We start from the raw sequence: 16,052 nt of genomic DNA, 5'->3' as shown, positions 1-16,052 counted from the left end.
AGACGTCGAGAAATATGATGCGGATCTGGAATTCGATGGAAGAAAACTTTACAAACGGCTCAGTACTGAGCCAAATTTGTCTATTGCGTAGCCTTTTGATGCCATCGTATCCTATCAGCTGTATTCCATTACGTGTGAAATGGATGCCAAAATGTTTCTGATTAAGTGTATATAAAACGACTTCCAGATTTAGACTGTCTCTGTCAACTGAAATATGTTATCCAAAATACGACACTTAAATATGTCCAAAGTATCGAAAACACAATATGCATAGACGTTTCAAATTTTTTTCCTTTCCACAAGGCCGTTGAGTAACCAAAAAACTGAACGATTAGTCTAACAGTCCAAAATAAACCAAGTCCAAGCGCTATTTTTTTACCTAGGTTGGTCGCAGTTATTTCGGTAGAAGATGTCAAGCAAAGCAACCCCATGAACAATACCGTCAAAGCGATGAAGAACGTATGTACCGTCATCATTTGCCGATTGATTAAACTAGAAGATTTAAGTTCTTCCGCCCAATTAAAATACCTTGGAAATACAAGGTGTATCGATGCCAAAGCAATCAGTAATACACCCACTATTTTAAGATGTATGTCCATCCTCACTTACAACTAAATATGGACATAAACGGTGTAAACTTTTTTTCTTCAAATGATGTAAACCCCGCTTCTAGAAAAGCCATTTTCCAAGTTTTTTTCGAGAAAAAATGCGCGAAGCCGATTGTAAATGCCACAAAATTTGGAAAATCTCTCAAATGTTCCACCATAATCACATTTCCATTTGGCTTACATACTCTGCGACATTCTTTTAAAAACATCACTTTTTCATCGTATCTCCGTATCTCGTGAATCGCTGAGAGTAAAAAGATGTTATCGACAGCATGGTCATGTAATGGAATTGCATTAGAATTGATCTGCAGTGTATTCGGATAGACCATACTCACTTTTCTGGCTCGAATTATTGCAGGCTCAGTATGCTGTTCGGAATCGTAAAAGTCGTACACCTGCAAAGTAGATTGCGGTAATATCTTTTTTATAATAAAGCTAGTCTCGTCAAAGCCAGCATTAATGTTCAGATTGATTTGATCTTGGGCATCTTTTATCTTCATTTTCGCTAACCATTCGAAAGTATAAAAACCTGAAAAATCATAAACATAGGCAGAAACAATCAATGGCATCGTTAAACCATAAATGAATGCCAAGATTACAAACCAGTAGAAACAGTCATACCAATTAAAAATAAACTTACTCCCAACAATTAGTGTCAATACAATCAAGCCAAACACATAAAAGTGCCGGTTAAAACTTAATATATTCAATACACCTTGAAAATTTCGTCTCTTTATTTCCATATTTCTTTTTTACCTTTTTTCCAATAATATGGAATGTTTTTAATGATAAAAGCATTAGCTAATATTGGATTTTCAAGTTTCAACGTATCTAAAAAATCAAAATTATAATCGAGTACTTTTACTGGATTGGGTTGCCAGTTTTGTCGTACCCCTTCAATTATCAAAACTTCTTTGGTTTCTTTGTTGTAAGTAAATGTAAAAGGCAACGGTCCCGCAAATCTTCTGGCCTCTTTCCAGTCTGCAAATGGTGAATGCTCAGGCAAAGAAATTTGCTCTTCCGTATGATCTATCCTGATTTGGAATTTTGATTTAATGGAGGATATTTCTTTTTCCCTCAGTTGGTCGATTTGCTTTACGTCTGTCGTGGTGTAGTTATAATGGGTAAATATATTGCCAAAAAATTCCATTTTCGGTTTGTCGGTTTCTGATTTCAGAATATACAAGCCACGTAAACTTTTGCCCGCATTATTCGTATAGCGAACAAAAACACGATAACCAATAAGAAAAAAGTCATTGCCCATAAATTTTGGAAAACCTTTTGGTCTCAAGTCCTTTGTTTGGACCATAGCAACTGCGATAAAAGCCCATTCATCTTGAAATGTGTCCAATCGCAAACATTCTGGAACAAGATTTTGTAACTGTTCTTTTTGTACGGCAAAAGTTAAGACAAGTGAGCTTTCAAAATACGCTTCAACTGCAAATGGATGATCTTTTAAAAATGCTAGCATTGAGTTATTTGAATTGTTTTTGATAAAATGCGTTGTAGTAAACAATTATAATAAAAATAAGTGCAAATAGTGAATTAAACTTGCCCCAAAGCAATAAATCGGGAACGAGGATAAATTCAAGAGTATTCATTGTCGCCACCACCACTATCTGGGTAATAGCGACAAACTTTTTCTTGTAGCCGCTTAAAATCCAGACAGCTATTATGATTTCCGAAAGTCCAATTAAAATTGTCAATGGTCTAGAAAAACCGCCACCTAATATTCTTCCAATAATTTGTTCATGTCTTGGAACAAGATCTAGAACTTTACAAAAAAGTCCGTTTGCAATCCAAACAGTCGCGATAAAATAGGTAAGTATCTGGTTAATTCTTGACTTTCTCATCGTTGGTTGTGTAGTTGCTGATTATTTCCAAATCTCGCTGAACAGTGGTTTCCATAAGAATCCGCTCAATTATATAGCTTCATGTCATTCAAGTACATCAAATCCTGTCAGCCATTCGACGACCTGAGTTAATTCTTCTATTGTTCTGCCTTTTGCGCTCAACCTTAGTGATGTAGTGCGGATACACCGATGCAAAAGTCATTTTTGCAATTCGTTCATCGTGTTTCGGAGTTGTTTTCATATCGTATCCTCCCATCCTAAATCTCGGTAATCCGATCTCATTTTCTCACTAAAATAGAAAAAAATACCTTTCTATTCATTTTATATTTCAACAATCAAATAGAAAATCCCGTAGCGGGGAGCAACGGGATTTTACCAAACCAATTATTAACCTAAATTATGAAATTACTTATATAACGTCGAAGTTTAAGCCGATATTATATCTAGCAAAAAAATATTTTTGTGTATCAATAGCTGCATGAAAGTGACTATTTGCGGCAAGGAGAAGGGGCTCATTATCTTACCTGCCACAGCACGGCAATACGAGTACGCGGAGATCTAGTAACCCGCTGTAAGAACAGTCGGGTTCGGTATTGGCGGTGGTTGTTCGGAAATTCAGAACAGCGAGTATTTATAATGTTTGTATGAAAATCGGAATTTCCGATTTTTCTTAACTACCAGTGTGCATTTTATGCACTTTGCTTTTTGACAGTCGAACGTGGTGGGCTAAGACCTCAGATACACTTTCCCCATCTCACCAAGTACATTAAGTCTATAATATAGGTAGCTGTCTCCAGCACCGTCCCCTATGCCAAACTCATCCCAAATATCCATCAATGTATAGCCGACTATTCTCGAAGAGAGTTGGGACCGCTTGGAGCACCTATTCAGTAGATAGCGATCATAAAATGTCTCATCGCCTATAATACCCGCTCCCTCTTTATTAAAAACACGAAATACAGCGTCATCAACCAGTAACTACTTCCACAGTAACGCAAATCTCTGTTTTTCAGATTCGCTTATTTCTTCAAAGCACCATTCATTCGTCTTGATATTTTCTACACTTAATACATTTAGCGATTTGGAAACAACTGTTTTTCCGACTGTATTTACAAAAGTTGCTTTCGAAAATCTACCTGATAAACTAGGATTGACGATTTCAGAAGATGGTACAGTACTCTTGCAGTAGTTATCTACCAAATACATTGTCTACCCATTGTTTTCGTCTCTCTGTGCTTGGTCGGTCATCCAGATCGCAAAGAGGACCTTCCGAAAGAGGAGCAGAAAGCTCTAGTATGTCTCCGTCAACTGGGTTTATGAATTGGCTTTGGTGCAATAACGCTTTTCCTGTAAAGCCATATACAATATGAAGAACCCTTTTGTTCATGATTAGTTGGATTTGTTTTGAGACTCGTAATGTCTGTCGTAGATCAATGCGAATTGTTATTTTTGCAATAAACCGGCACTCATAATATAGTAAATTTAAGAAGACAAACTTAGATAAAAACAACTATACAAAAAAGGCCTGCACTCCTGCAGGCCTATCGAAACAAAAATACCCAGTTTTAGAGGTATGTCGTTACCACTTTGCTTACCTGCCAACCATTTTTGGTGTTGCAAAGTGTAATGTGGTCTACACGGGTGAAATTTTCGAACTCCATCGTCGCTTTCGCCACGCAAGATTTACCACATTCATCCAGTATTTGGTAAGTCGTTTTGCAATTGTACTGTAGCCCTTTGTTTTGTTTTAAGAATTTCGTGTATGCCTTTTTGCCGTGTTTATCGTCGCTTGCTGTGTTGTGGTATTCGAAATCGGCAGCAAATAGTTGCTCGTTAAGTTCAACATTGCCCAGCGCTGTAGCATCAAGATAGGCCGCAACGATACCCATTGCGTTCATGTTTTTTAACGGGTTTGATTTCTCGGCAGCAAATACCATAGAAGAAGCAAATAAGATAAGAGCTGCTGCGATAGTGGTGATGATGGTTGTTTTCATGTTCGTAGTTTTTTATGTTTTAAAAGTTGTTATGTCGTATTGTTTGATTCAAAAGTAGGGCATAAGCTGATGTTAAGGAATGGCAATTAGACCAGCACCCCCAATTATTCGGTGAAAGCGGAAAAGGAATCGGTGAAAATATACAGCACTATCTAATAAGCCTTTCATGTCCTAAAGACGCAAAAGACCACGTTATGGTTGCATTACTAGATTCAAATGTGTACAAGGGAAGTTATCGTCCTCATCGTGGGCAGGAGCCTCCTCCGTCACTGCGAGGAAGTATGACGAAGCAGTCTTAGATACGAACGTAAAGTCGTCCTCCAAAGTTAATTGCCTTATTTGATAAAGAATTTACTTTGCATCATGGCGACACATTAAAAAACAAATTTTAGTGTATTTCTATTTCCCATGCCGTAGTACTTACAGTTTAGCTAGAAATACATTATCCATAATTGCCTCCAATACGACTGTAAACCTGTTGCGGTAACCAAGGTGTTTCTTTTCCCAACAAATTATAGACTCGTCCTACCACGTAATTCAACCCATATTCGTTGTATATAGTCGATTGCTTTGACATAGTACAACTATTGAAAACAAAGGCCCGCTGTCGCGTGTTCTCTTTAACACGTCGCAACAATCAATACAGATATGAACAAGGTTATTATTTATATAGCACTCTCCATGGCAGGCTTTGCCTCCTGCGATCAGCGTAACAACAACCAAGAAAAGACAATCAATACAGTGCAAGCGGACAGTATTCCTTCTGTAGCTCCGGATACTGCGAATTTTGGTGTAGCGCCGCTTAGCGTCGAGCACATTCAGCACTTGTATGCCGCGACACGATCACTGATCGACCAAAATAGACTCGATACAGCATCTTTTGAGTACAACTGCCACGAAGAGAAAAAAGGTCGGGTAACCTACTACTCGCAAAGCGGGGACCTTCTTTTGGTAACCCATCAATATAACGAATATGATCATTATGAGGCTACCGACGAATACTATCTTGCCAATGATTCGCTGTATTTTGCTTTTCTAAAGGGCACCGCTTGGCATTTCGAATCCGGAGTACCACAGGCCACCACAGATGATGTCACCGAAAGGCGTGTATACATGAGCAAAAACCATCCTATACAATGTCTGGAAAAAAAATACAGCATCAGTTCACAATCCAAGGACAATCACAACCCCCAAACGCTAGATAGTCAGGAAGTGGATTGCCCAGAACCAATGACAATTCTAACTGCTTTTAACGTGTTGATCGAGCGGAATGGTTTGCCAACAGCAGGATGTTTGGAATAAAACTACGTTAGTGATCCTATTGGATGATATATTGCCGACATTAATCTTGTTGACGATGACTGAAATAATTTCTTGAAAGGCTAGTTGCTTTAAGACAAATCAATTTGTGCAATTATTAGTCAGGTTACTGATTTTATAATAGGGCTAACATTAGTTAATGGCAAGGCATCCTAAAAAAGTGGTGTGTCGGAATTACCAACACACCACAATTTTTAAATTTACGGTGCATTCACATCAAGCAAATACAATCCAAGTGCATCTTAAGTTTAAGAAAGTCAATCGCTTAAAGTGCATTTGCACCTGCAGTGGCAACATCATGGTCATTTTCGACAGAGCTTCCACTCACCCCAATTGCTCCTATTATTTCTCCGGATGAATTTTTGACCGGAATGCCTCCGGGAAAAGTAATCAGTCCGCGATTTGAATGCTCAATATTGTATAACGAACCGCCCGGTTGGGATAATTCTCCAATCGCACCCGTGTCCATATCAAAGAAACGCGCTGTTTTTGCTTTTTTAATCGAGATGTCCAACGAGCCTAACCACGCGCCATCCATACGCGCGAAGGCTAGTAGATTAGCTCCAGCGTCTACTACTGCAATGTTCATTTTTGTATCAATTGATGCAGCTCTTTCTTTAGCAGAAGTAATTATTTTCTCTGCCTGATCTAATGTGATATTCATAGTTTCTGATTTTTTACATGATAATTAAATAGCTCACAGCGAGCATATTTAATACGGTGGCTTACTTACGTTAACATAAGTGGAATGTAAATTGTTTTAAAACTCTACTAGATTTACAATAGAATTATTGTCAAGCTCAAGCTAATGCAGTAGATGTCGGCATTTCCTACATACCACGATTTGTGGATTAAGTTCAAAAAATCATATGTTCCTGTATTAAATAAATAAGGAGTGATCATCATGCGGACCAACGTAATTAGAGAGAAATTATACGATTATATCCGGTTTGCGGAGAAAAAAGAGGTCAAAGCTATCTATACGATGGTTGAGGAAGAGATTGCTACGAAAGATAATCCATGGGATGACGCTCAGTTTATGGCAGGGTTAGATCGTACGGTGGAGGAATATGAGCGCGGAGAAGTCACAGCTTCTATTTGGTAAGAAGTTAAAGCTGAGGCCTGCCAGCCATTTTTGGTGTTGTTCAGCGTAATGTGGTCTACACGGATGAAATTGGCTAAACTTTTGTAGTTTTATTCCTGATTTCCTTCAGCTCGATTTTCTTTTTCCAAGAGTTGTGATATTTAGAAAAGGAAGTTGAATTAAAAGTAATATTTATGAGTCAACAAATTAAGTACTTTTCAATTTCTTTATTGGTATTTCTGTCGCTTTCATGCCAACAAAGTACCAGGCCATCTCACGGAAAGAAGCCCGAGCATACTAACACAGTCGAAAACCGGCACAACAGCTTTGGATTTTATAAAAGTTTCGGATTTTGTAATAGTGAAATAGGATATTTTTCACAGCAAGAGGCAGATGATTTATATGCTGATAAAGTTATAAAAATTGATAAAAGGAATGGAATAAAGTCTGACGCATTTTCAGCTTTTGAACCGGAGAAATGGAATTGTATAAAAGAAAATTTAAATCTGAAAAATGATAATAGCATTAAAATAATTACAACCAACGCCAATTTTCCATTTGAAAAACTGACGTTGATAGACGACAAATATGTAGTTGTCTCTCGCGATGGATATTTCTTTACTTTTATTTTAAAAGAAGCAATCGAATCAGCAGAGAAAATCCATACGCTTGGACAAAATTTTATGCCTTTGTTTAATATGCGGCTTACGGGACTATCAGTTGTAAATTCACAAGAACCTGATATTTACAAAAAATACGGAATGGATTTTTCAACTATCTGTAACTGTAATTCCCCGTCGATATATTTAAATAAAGATACTAAAGAATTGATAATTTTTAATTACTGTGATAAAGAGATACCTTTTAAAGATATAAAAAATAAATACCATATTGAGGTTGATAAATTAGAAGTTGATGACGATAAAATGGTTGTTTCAAGCCGGGATTTAGAACTTAGTTTTCAAAAAATAGAAAATGGGAAAATCTACCACATGAAAGTATTGAAAGGTAAGTTTCCTAATAATTATGTAGGTAATGATCTGAAGAGCTTTTACACTTTCCAGCCTGACAAATTTCAGAAAGCCAGTTGTGGAGATTACGATGGTTAAAATTCCATAGCATACAAAAAAAAGCGTGAAATTAATGCAAATTAAATCGAGCAGCATAAATTTACCCTTGTCCATTATGATTTAATTGTGTCATAAGTTGTTCATTTTGCTTACCTACCAGCAATTTTTGGTGTTGCACAGCGTAACGCGGTTTTATATCTTTACGTCATCAATTATTTAAACATCTACGAACTGAATATAACGAAAGCGACAGCAAGAAATTATGAAAAAGATATTACTACTAACACTCCCGATTCTAGTGCTTCAGATTATATTTACCTCAGCGGTCCATTCTCAACAGCTTGCATTTCCAACAGCCGAAGGTTATGGAAAATATACGAAAGGAGGCCGAGGCGGAGCCGTTTATGAAGTGACGAACCTCAATGACCGTGGTGAAGGAAGTTTTCGGATGGCCGTAGATGCGGAGGGTCCTCGAACCTTGGTTTTCAGAGTCTCTGGCAACATTGAACTCGAAAGTCCGATAAAGATAAAAAATCCATATATCACCATCGCGGGACAGACTGCCCCAGGTGATGGTATCTGCCTCAAGAACTATCCCTTGAGCATTGATGCTGATCACGTAATAATCAGATATATTCGTGTAAGACCCGGCGACGTGTCCGGAATAGATTACGATGCGGTGTCGAGCAGGTACACCAAGAACATCATACTCGATCATGTATCTGCCAGTTGGAGTATCGATGAAACAATGTCCATTTATCATTGCGATAGCATTACGGTACAGTGGTGTATCGTTGCCGAAAGCTTGTACGCGTCAAATCACGTTAAAGGTACACATGGCTTCGGCGGTATATGGGGGTCAAACCACAGCACCTATCATCACAACCTACTGGCCCATCACACCAGTCGCAATCCACGGATGGCATCGGGCGCAGGCTATACCGATTACCGAAATAATGTCATTTACAATTGGGGGTACAATAGCTGTTATGGTGGCGAGAAAGAACAGGTCGGTAACGATAAGTTAAATATCGCATTCTTTAATATAGTTAATAACTATTATAAACCAGGACCCGCAACCCAGCCTGGAGAAGTAGCTTACCGTATCGCCAACCCCTCACAACGAAATGATGACGATCATGGAAAGTGGTATATAGCTGGCAATGAAATAGCAGGAAATGAGACGGTAACGCGTGATAACTGGAATGGTGGTATCCAGACAAATATACCTCTAGAGAAGATTAAGCTGGATAGTGCCTGGCCTGCCATGTCTATTCATGAACAAACCGCTTCAATGGCGATTAGACCAGCACCTCCAATTATTCGGTGAATCCCGAAAAGGAATCGGTGAAAAATATACGGAAGCATCTACTAAGCCTTTCATGTCTTAAAGACGCAAAAGATCACGCTATCGTTGCATCACTAAATTCAAATGTGTACAAGGGAAGTTATCGTTCTCGTCATGAGCAGGAAGTATTCCCTTCGTCACTGCGAGGAAGTATGACGAAGCAGTCTTATCTACCTATGCTAAGTTATCCTGCGAGGTTAATTGTCTTACTTGATATAGAGTTTACTTTGTATCATGTCGGCCTTATGTAAGCACTCACCGCATATTATGGTTTTCAGAATTTCAGTTGGTCGGAATATCCGACCAACTGCTTTCAACGGAATTTAAAGTGATTGTCTCTACACTGTGGAGATCATTTAAAGTCGTAAAAGACTCCCATCTAGAGACCTATTTCCCTATTAAACATTTTGTTGTTCTAGCCATTTTAAAATCGATTGGGTAGTTTCCTCTGGTTTTTCCTGTTGAATCCAATGACCACACTCCAGACTAATAATATCCAGATTAGGAACGATATTTTTTAGATTTCCAGATTTTGGGATCGTGTCCTGTTCACCGTATATCATAAGAGTCGGCTGATGAATGATTGGGGTTATGTCCGCCATTAAGTGCCAGTTTCGATCAAGATTTCTATACCAATTTATACTTCCTGTAAACCCAGATGCCTCAAAGGTAGAAACAAATACAGACAGTTCGTTATCTTCCATTAATGGTTCCCCAAGTGGTTTTTCTGCTCTTGCGAGATTTATCATTAGCATTCCAGGTTCCGGTGGTATGGGAGGTACGTTTTTGCGGAATATGTTACGGAGGAACCGGTATGCGTTTTCATTCATTATAGCATCAGCTACCCCTAGTTGTCGATTGAAGTGAACAAAATAGAAGTCTCCTCCAAATATTGCTTCCATAAACTCAATCCATGGTCTTTCTCCACGCTCTTGATAAGGCAAAGCCAAGTTTATTATTTTATTTACCCGTTCAGGATGCAATAGTGCCAAACTCCATACTACATTTGCACCCCAATCGTGACCAACAAAAGTAGCATCTTCATATCCAAAGTACTCGAGTAGTGCAACGAGGTCACCCGTCAAGTGTTCAATGTCATAATCAGTTACTTCGGTCGGACTGGATGAGTTGCCATACCCTCTCTGATTTGGAATGATGACATGATAGCCAGCTGCAACAAGTGGAGGCACCTGATGACGCCAAGAAAAAGCATGTTCTGGAAAGCCGTGACAGAGTACAATAGGTTTTCCAGCATTTTGTTTACCCGCTTCAAATACTTCCAGTATCACACCGTTTACTGAAATAAGAGCAGGTTGGTAAAAATTGCTTGCGTCAAGCATAGAATTAATTTCGTTTGTCATTTTCATTCTTTAGAAGATTTAATTAATGATGCAAACTTATGCCCGCCAAGTGACAGCCATATGTCAGTGGCACGATGGTATTCGTACATCTATCGAATTCCGGTAAGGGATACTCCGCGGAGCAAATGTTGCCGGTGCTTTTAATGGTAGGAACTTCAGGATGAGCTTAGGGGAGGTATGCATTCAAGGGGAAGTTTGTATACACTGGAGTGAAAGTACGATTGCGGGACAAGATACCTATGATCCGGAGGTCGGCAGATGTAATGTGGTGGAGTACTATCTCCTCACAAATCCCGCTATCGTATCCCTGGCTACCACATGCAGCCATTTGCCCGTTTGAGCCAACAGTTTAACAGGTTCGCCTTTGTCGAGCTGTAAGCGAGTAGGGTAAGAAGTGCCGGGCCCAGCACGTAATAGCATACGTTCTGTCAAGGCTTTCGGCTGTAATGTGTCATATTCCCAGTCGGTGGGAATAGCAAATTTTTTAACGAAGTTGAGTGGGTCTACCGCACCACCGCGTCCGTATACGCCGAAATGCAAATGTGGAGGCCCACCTGCGGCATTTCCCGTATTGCCTACGAATCCCACGGTATCTCCACGTAACACCTGTCTGCCGCTGTGGACAGCCGTACTATCAAGATGAGCGTAGTATACACGGAAACCCAGTTTGTTTTCGCTTAGCCATATCTGTTTCCCACCAAGGGTTCCCCTTTCTCCAGCAAAGTCGATCCGTCCGTCGGAGACCGCCAGTACAGGAGTGCCTCGTGCAGCAAAGATATCTATACCCTCGTGGCGACGTGCACCACCATCTCGATCCGCTCCCCAAAAACTCTGGATTGCGCCATTATCCTTACCGATAACCGGAAAATGATAAGCAGGTTGCGTGTAGATCTTTACATGGTACACTGCCGAATCATTTAGCAAAGGTTGAAGACTGATTCGAACACTATCGTCATCATGAGCCGACCATTCAACCGTGCTTGATGCGCTAGATAGCTCTGCCAGCAGCTTTTTCGACGGGGTCGTGTTTGAGTTAAAAAATTCCAATAAGAAGCCTACCCCGTCCGAAGGCCTTTTCAGTTCAGCCACCAGTTGTTGGCCCTGTTTGACGGAGACGGCGTATACGATGGCAGAGGCATCAGGGTGCCCGATTTGTATAGTAGCGAGATAAGGGAGTTCGATTTGCAGGGGATCAGCCATCGCCCTCTCGTGCGAAGCCTTCCACAGCCCAAAGAGACTGTCATTCCTTGGGAAGCTGCTCTCGTATTTGCCACGCTCGGTATGCTGTAACAACGTTCGTATATGCGTACAGGCACTAATTAGGAGGAGCAGTATGATGTATATGGGCCAATGCTTCATAAGCAACTTATCAACAAATGAAATAGCATAAGGTTTGAGACCTGTCGGTGAGATCTTTGATTTGGACCAATTTATCGGAACTGCAACCGCAAGTAAAAATGAGAGACTTTTTTACTTGCTAACCTTTCTTTACCCAGCAGCATTTTTTCCATTTGCCAGATGTTTTTTAATCTAAAGCCGAGTGCTGATCCATAAACCTCCTATGGTAGACTATAGCAGTTTTGTCACCGGGGAGAATTGCCTAATTAAACTGGAAATTGCTCAATTAAATTCATAGTTTCTAATTTTTTAAACGTTGATACCTCACAATTGTTGTTCGGGAATTTTACAATGAAACGCTTAATAGGTTTTATTGCAAACAATTTAGTTTAGCTCACCACGTACAATAATGATAATTATCGTGTATAGATAGACAGTATATATAGCGCTGAAATTGTAAGCAATTAAAGCGGTCAGTAATCGTTAGTTTTTTACTAAAAAAATTAGTTTTAATGATCGGTATTTTGTACTTTTGACAGTAATAACTAGTTATATCCAAAATATTTATGCATAGATATATAGACCCAACCACCGATTTTGGTTTTAAACGGATATTCGGAATGGAGCCGCATAGAGACCTATTGATAGCTTTTCTCAATGGTGTATTTCTTGGACGTAAAGATATCGAAGATATTGTTTACAATAGGAATGAACATGTCGGAGACACTGAAGACACAGGAGGCGTAATCTTTGACCTGACTTGTACAGCTACAAATGGAGAAAAATTTATAATCGAAGTCCAGCGTAGCTCCCAGATTAATCTCAAAAGACGCTTGCTGTATTACGGAAGTAAATTGATCGCCGATCAGGCTCCTAAAGGAAATCGAAAACAGTGGAATTATGCTATCAGCGAGGTGTATGTTATCGTACTGATGGATGGATTTCGTATTCCGGGAGGCAATGGTTCTAAAGATTTTATGCACGATATTTGCTTGTGTAACAGGGAGACAGGTGAAGTTTTTTACGAAGATCTTGGTTTTATTTACTTAGAATTGATTAACTTTACCAAAGGTGAAGCAGAGTTGTCCAACGATTTGGATAGATGGTTATATGTATTGAAGAATATGTCCGTGATGGATAAATTACCCCGCTATCTGCGTAAGCCTATTTTTGAAAAATTATTCAGTATAGCTGAATATAGTAAATTAAGCAAGGAGGAAAAGGCTATGTACGATGTGAGTTTAAAACGTAAATGGGACGCGGAATCAATCCGGGAAACGGCTATCATTGAACAAGAAAGAGCTCGTAAGGAAGGATTGGAACAAGGAATTGAACAAGGAATGGGGACTAAAAATTATGAGATTGTAAAAAAACTTATTGTCCAACATGATTGGTCTGATGCATCTATTGCAGATTTTGTTGAAGTATCCCTTGATTTTGTCGAGAAGGTGCGTAATGAGTTAGTCAAGGACAACAAATAGATATTTCCTGCTTTAAATAATGAGATATGCAATCAAATAGTCAATCCGGATCTTAAAGTTTACTTTAAAGAAGATAGTGAGCATTTTTCAATGTTGCTGCGCGCTTTTAAAAATAATTTCCCCCAAGATTTCTTAGCCACCCTAGAGGGGCGGGCTATTATACAAGAACTCAAAGTCCGTATGATTTGATCAGTGGAGAGTAAATATTCCTCCCGATTTCGAAGTAGACTGCTCTTGGGGTGAATAAAGATCCCTATAATTTCAACGTCCGTATTAGGCGCTTGGTATATGAAGACATTTAAAGATATTTTTGATGCTCGTGAATTATAAAAAGGAGTGGTTGTTGCAAAAAATGCACTAACCACTAAGCATCTTAATGAAAGATGACTAGAACCTTTTTGAACTGTCAAGGATTCCGTGACAGTTCAAAAAGATGGTAATCGCAACGTCAAACGCAAAGTGCTAAGACTAATAAAAAGGGCAAGGTTAATTTAAACACAAATGGCCTGCACTCCTGCAGGCCTAAGTTGAAACAAAAATACCCAGTTTTAGGGGTATGTCGTTACCACTTTGCTTACCTGCCAGCCATTTTTGGTGCTGCTCAGTGTAATGTGGTCGACACGGGTGAAATTTTGGAATTCCATTGTAGCTTTCGCTACGCAAGAGTTTCCGCTTTCATCCAGTATTTCGTAAGTCGTTTTGCAGTTGTACTGCAATCCTTTGTTTTCTTTTAAGAATTTCGTGTACGCCTTTTTGCCGTATTTATTGTCGCTTGCTGTGTTGCAGTATTCGAAATCGGTAGCAAATAATTGCTCGTTAAATTGTGCATTGCCTAACGCGGTAGCATCTAGATACGTAGCGATGGTACGCATAGCATTCATGTTTTTCGTAGGACTGTTTTTCTCAGTAGCGAATGCCATAGAAGAAGCAAATAAGATAAGAGCTGTTGCGATGGAGGTGATGATAGTTGTTTTCATATGTATATAAATTGTTTTTTTAATTGCCATATGGAATATCCAAACAGAATTCATGGGTATTTGTGCAGCCTGTGCTACATGGATATTTCATTTTTTTTATGTTTTAAAAGTTGTTATGTCGTATTGTATGGTTCAAAAGTAGGGCAGAAGTCCCCATTAAGGAATGGCGATTAGACCAGCACCTCCAATTATTCGGTGAATCCCGAAAAGGAATCGGTGAAAATATACGGCAGCATCTACTAAGCCTTTCATGTCTTAAAGAAGCGAAAGCGGCTATGATTACATCACTAGATTCAAATGTGTATAAGAGACGTTATCGTTCTCGTCGCGAGCAGGAGGTAATCCTTCGTCACTGCGAGGAAGTATGACGAAGCAGTCTTAGTTATCAATTGGCTCATAATTATGTCGGCATTTCCGACATACCACGATTTGTGGATTACGTTCAAAAATCGTATATTCGTGTATTAGATAAAAAGGAGTGATCATCATGCGTACCAACGTAATTAGAGAGAAATTATACGATTATATCCGGTTTGCGGAGGAAAAAAAGGTCAAAGCTATCTATACGATGGTTGAGGAAGAGATTGCTGCGAAAGATAATCCATGGGATGACGCTCAGTTTATGGCAGAGTTAGATCGTAGGGTGGAGGAATATGAGCGCAGAGAAGTCACAGCCTCTACTTGGGAAGAAGTTAAAGCTAAGGCTGTGGCTTTGAATAAATGACATGTCCTATCGTGTTATTTTACATAGAGCGGCTGAGAAAGAGTACCTAAGCTCCTATCTTTGGTATGAAGAAGGTCTAAAGGATTAGGAGAACGATTTTCCCAAGCTATTGATGCTGTTTTTATACATGTTGCCAACAATCCGTTACAATTTCCTGAAAAACTAAAAAATTACCGAGAAGCAATTACAGAGGTTTTTCCATTTTTGATTGTTTATAAAATTTACCCCAAGAAAAAGGAAATTTTAGTGGTGTCTATATTTCAAACAAGTAGGAAGCCAAATAAAAAGTATAAAAGATAAATTATGAAATGCGTAAGTTGTAATCGCCTTACTTAGCTGGTTTAACCTCGTAATTAGCTCTTTAAGTTTATCGTGCAAAACTGCCATTTCCCCGTACAGATTTGTCATTTCCCTGTACAGAACTAACGATCCGCCGTACAGAAAGTTGAAAACTTTGTGCCGCGTTATCATAAAGTTGTACAGAACTATGAAAAAAATGCACAGAACTTTTGAAAGTCTGTATAGGTGGTTATAAAATTACCTCCGGATCGGCACTGTGTAGTACGACAACCGGGTTACTTTGTACGGGTATTTCAACACAGCAAGAGTGGCAGCAGGAGTTACAGCAGGAGCTACAGCAGGAGCTGTGACAAGAGCTGGATGAACCACATTGTATAGCAGCGGGCTACATATTGTATTAGAAAAAACACGATCTAGAAAAGATATTTCTGTAGCATTAAACCAACGGAGCATCTCTGGACAAGTGAACAATATAATTAACCCATTGCTTGGTGACGGCTTGATCGAGTGTACAACCCCTGATTTACCGCAAAGTTCAAAGCTACAGTGGAAAAATGATAAGATATAATTAAGACGAATTCGTTTGGCCGTTAC

20 protein-coding genes and 1 pseudogene are annotated in these 16,052 nt (G+C 39.2%); 8 read left to right on the top strand and 13 right to left on the bottom strand.

Annotated elements, in window-relative coordinates; genetic code table 11:
- Window positions 1–203: 203 nt before the first annotated feature.
- From C4F40_RS07295 to C4F40_RS21665, 9 genes are all read right to left on the bottom strand, one after another.
- A complete protein-coding gene (locus C4F40_RS07295) occupies window positions 204–599 on the bottom strand; it encodes a hypothetical protein (RefSeq protein ID WP_196938683.1) in 396 nt (131 codons plus the stop codon).
- A 2-nt stretch (window positions 600–601) separates the two neighbouring features.
- Entirely contained in the window at window positions 602–1,351 is a 750-nt protein-coding gene (locus tag C4F40_RS07290) for a methyltransferase domain-containing protein (protein ID WP_196938682.1), read from the bottom strand.
- On the bottom strand, window positions 1,342–2,079 hold the full coding sequence (locus C4F40_RS07285; RefSeq protein ID WP_196938681.1) for a DUF2071 domain-containing protein: 738 nt from the start codon (window positions 2,077–2,079) through the stop codon (window positions 1,342–1,344). Before C4F40_RS07285 ends, C4F40_RS07290 begins: the two co-directional genes overlap by 10 nt.
- 4 nt (window positions 2,080–2,083) lie before the next feature.
- The gene (locus C4F40_RS07280; RefSeq protein ID WP_196938680.1) at window positions 2,084–2,461 is read right to left on the bottom strand and encodes a DoxX-like family protein; all 378 of its coding nucleotides are present in this window, start codon (window positions 2,459–2,461) and stop codon (window positions 2,084–2,086) included.
- 84 nt (window positions 2,462–2,545) lie between these two features.
- Window positions 2,546–2,623 carry a DUF2200 family protein gene (locus C4F40_RS21550; RefSeq protein WP_231390003.1) on the bottom strand — a complete coding sequence of 26 codons (78 nt, stop codon included), beginning with the start codon at window positions 2,621–2,623 and terminating at the stop codon, window positions 2,546–2,548.
- 564 nt (window positions 2,624–3,187) lie between these two features.
- Entirely contained in the window at window positions 3,188–3,436 is a 249-nt protein-coding gene (locus C4F40_RS21760; protein WP_196939287.1) for a DUF3658 domain-containing protein, read from the bottom strand.
- Window positions 3,437–3,650: 214 nt separating this feature from the next.
- The gene (locus C4F40_RS07265; RefSeq protein ID WP_196938679.1) at window positions 3,651–3,848 is read right to left on the bottom strand and encodes a DUF1835 domain-containing protein; all 198 of its coding nucleotides are present in this window, start codon (window positions 3,846–3,848) and stop codon (window positions 3,651–3,653) included.
- 178 nt (window positions 3,849–4,026) lie between these two features.
- A complete protein-coding gene (locus C4F40_RS07260) occupies window positions 4,027–4,455 on the bottom strand; it encodes a nuclear transport factor 2 family protein (protein ID WP_196938678.1) in 429 nt (142 codons plus the stop codon).
- A gap of 442 nt (window positions 4,456–4,897) precedes the next feature.
- Window positions 4,898–5,032 carry a hypothetical protein gene (locus tag C4F40_RS21665; RefSeq protein WP_262894808.1) on the bottom strand — a complete coding sequence of 45 codons (135 nt, stop codon included), beginning with the start codon at window positions 5,030–5,032 and terminating at the stop codon, window positions 4,898–4,900.
- 71 nt (window positions 5,033–5,103) lie between these two features.
- Here C4F40_RS21665 and C4F40_RS07255 point away from each other — a divergent pair, with 71 nt between their 5' ends.
- The gene (locus C4F40_RS07255; RefSeq protein WP_196938677.1) at window positions 5,104–5,757 is read left to right on the top strand and encodes a hypothetical protein; all 654 of its coding nucleotides are present in this window, start codon (window positions 5,104–5,106) and stop codon (window positions 5,755–5,757) included.
- A 283-nt stretch (window positions 5,758–6,040) separates the two neighbouring features.
- Here C4F40_RS07255 and C4F40_RS07250 read toward each other — a convergent pair whose 3' ends face one another.
- Window positions 6,041–6,439, bottom strand: coding sequence for a GlcG/HbpS family heme-binding protein (locus tag C4F40_RS07250; RefSeq protein ID WP_196938676.1), 399 nt, complete (start codon window positions 6,437–6,439; stop codon window positions 6,041–6,043).
- Between the two features lie 240 nt (window positions 6,440–6,679).
- Here C4F40_RS07250 and C4F40_RS07245 point away from each other — a divergent pair, with 240 nt between their 5' ends.
- The 3 genes from C4F40_RS07245 to C4F40_RS07235 all read left to right on the top strand — a co-directional run bounded on the left by C4F40_RS07245 (window position 6,680) and on the right by C4F40_RS07235 (window position 9,259).
- Entirely contained in the window at window positions 6,680–6,880 is a 201-nt protein-coding gene (locus C4F40_RS07245) for a hypothetical protein (protein WP_196938675.1), read from the top strand.
- Window positions 6,881–7,053: 173 nt separating this feature from the next.
- Entirely contained in the window at window positions 7,054–7,968 is a 915-nt protein-coding gene (locus C4F40_RS07240; RefSeq protein ID WP_196938674.1) for a hypothetical protein, read from the top strand.
- Between the two features lie 223 nt (window positions 7,969–8,191).
- Window positions 8,192–9,259 carry a pectate lyase family protein gene (locus tag C4F40_RS07235; RefSeq protein WP_196938673.1) on the top strand — a complete coding sequence of 356 codons (1,068 nt, stop codon included), beginning with the start codon at window positions 8,192–8,194 and terminating at the stop codon, window positions 9,257–9,259.
- 416 nt (window positions 9,260–9,675) lie between these two features.
- On the opposite strand, the gene C4F40_RS07230 is transcribed toward C4F40_RS07235, so the two are convergent.
- Together C4F40_RS07230 and C4F40_RS07225 are read right to left on the bottom strand one after the other, a co-directional pair.
- Complete coding sequence (locus tag C4F40_RS07230) at window positions 9,676–10,644, bottom strand: alpha/beta fold hydrolase (protein WP_196938672.1); 969 nt, start codon at window positions 10,642–10,644, stop codon at window positions 9,676–9,678.
- 270 nt (window positions 10,645–10,914) lie between these two features.
- The gene (locus C4F40_RS07225) at window positions 10,915–11,997 is read right to left on the bottom strand and encodes a M23 family metallopeptidase (protein WP_196938671.1); all 1,083 of its coding nucleotides are present in this window, start codon (window positions 11,995–11,997) and stop codon (window positions 10,915–10,917) included.
- 545 nt (window positions 11,998–12,542) lie between these two features.
- On the opposite strand from C4F40_RS07225, the gene C4F40_RS07220 reads away from it, so the two are divergent.
- Window positions 12,543–13,457, top strand: coding sequence for an Rpn family recombination-promoting nuclease/putative transposase (locus C4F40_RS07220; RefSeq protein ID WP_196938670.1), 915 nt, complete (start codon window positions 12,543–12,545; stop codon window positions 13,455–13,457).
- 548 nt (window positions 13,458–14,005) lie between these two features.
- Here the strand turns inward: C4F40_RS07220 and C4F40_RS07215 are convergent.
- Window positions 14,006–14,434, bottom strand: a complete 429-nt coding sequence (locus tag C4F40_RS07215; RefSeq protein WP_196938669.1) for a nuclear transport factor 2 family protein — start codon at window positions 14,432–14,434, stop codon at window positions 14,006–14,008.
- Between the two features lie 487 nt (window positions 14,435–14,921).
- Between C4F40_RS07215 and C4F40_RS07210 the strand changes: the two genes are divergently transcribed.
- The 3 genes and pseudogenes from C4F40_RS07210 to C4F40_RS07200 all read left to right on the top strand — a co-directional run bounded on the left by C4F40_RS07210 (window position 14,922) and on the right by C4F40_RS07200 (window position 15,808).
- Window positions 14,922–15,158, top strand: a complete 237-nt coding sequence (locus tag C4F40_RS07210) for an addiction module protein (protein WP_196938668.1) — start codon at window positions 14,922–14,924, stop codon at window positions 15,156–15,158.
- 99 nt (window positions 15,159–15,257) lie between these two features.
- A pseudogene (locus tag C4F40_RS21755) lies at window positions 15,258–15,458 on the top strand (hypothetical protein); the annotation flags it as partial.
- A gap of 209 nt (window positions 15,459–15,667) precedes the next feature.
- Window positions 15,668–15,808 (top strand): hypothetical protein, encoded by a 141-nt coding sequence (locus C4F40_RS07200; RefSeq protein WP_196938667.1) that lies wholly within the window; start codon window positions 15,668–15,670, stop codon window positions 15,806–15,808.
- Window positions 15,809–16,052: the final 244 nt, after the last annotated feature.

Source organism: Sphingobacterium pedocola (assembly GCF_015209965.1).
Lineage (GTDB): Bacteria > Bacteroidota > Bacteroidia > Sphingobacteriales > Sphingobacteriaceae > Sphingobacterium > Sphingobacterium pedocola.
This window is presented reverse-complemented; position numbering and strand designations above follow the sequence as displayed.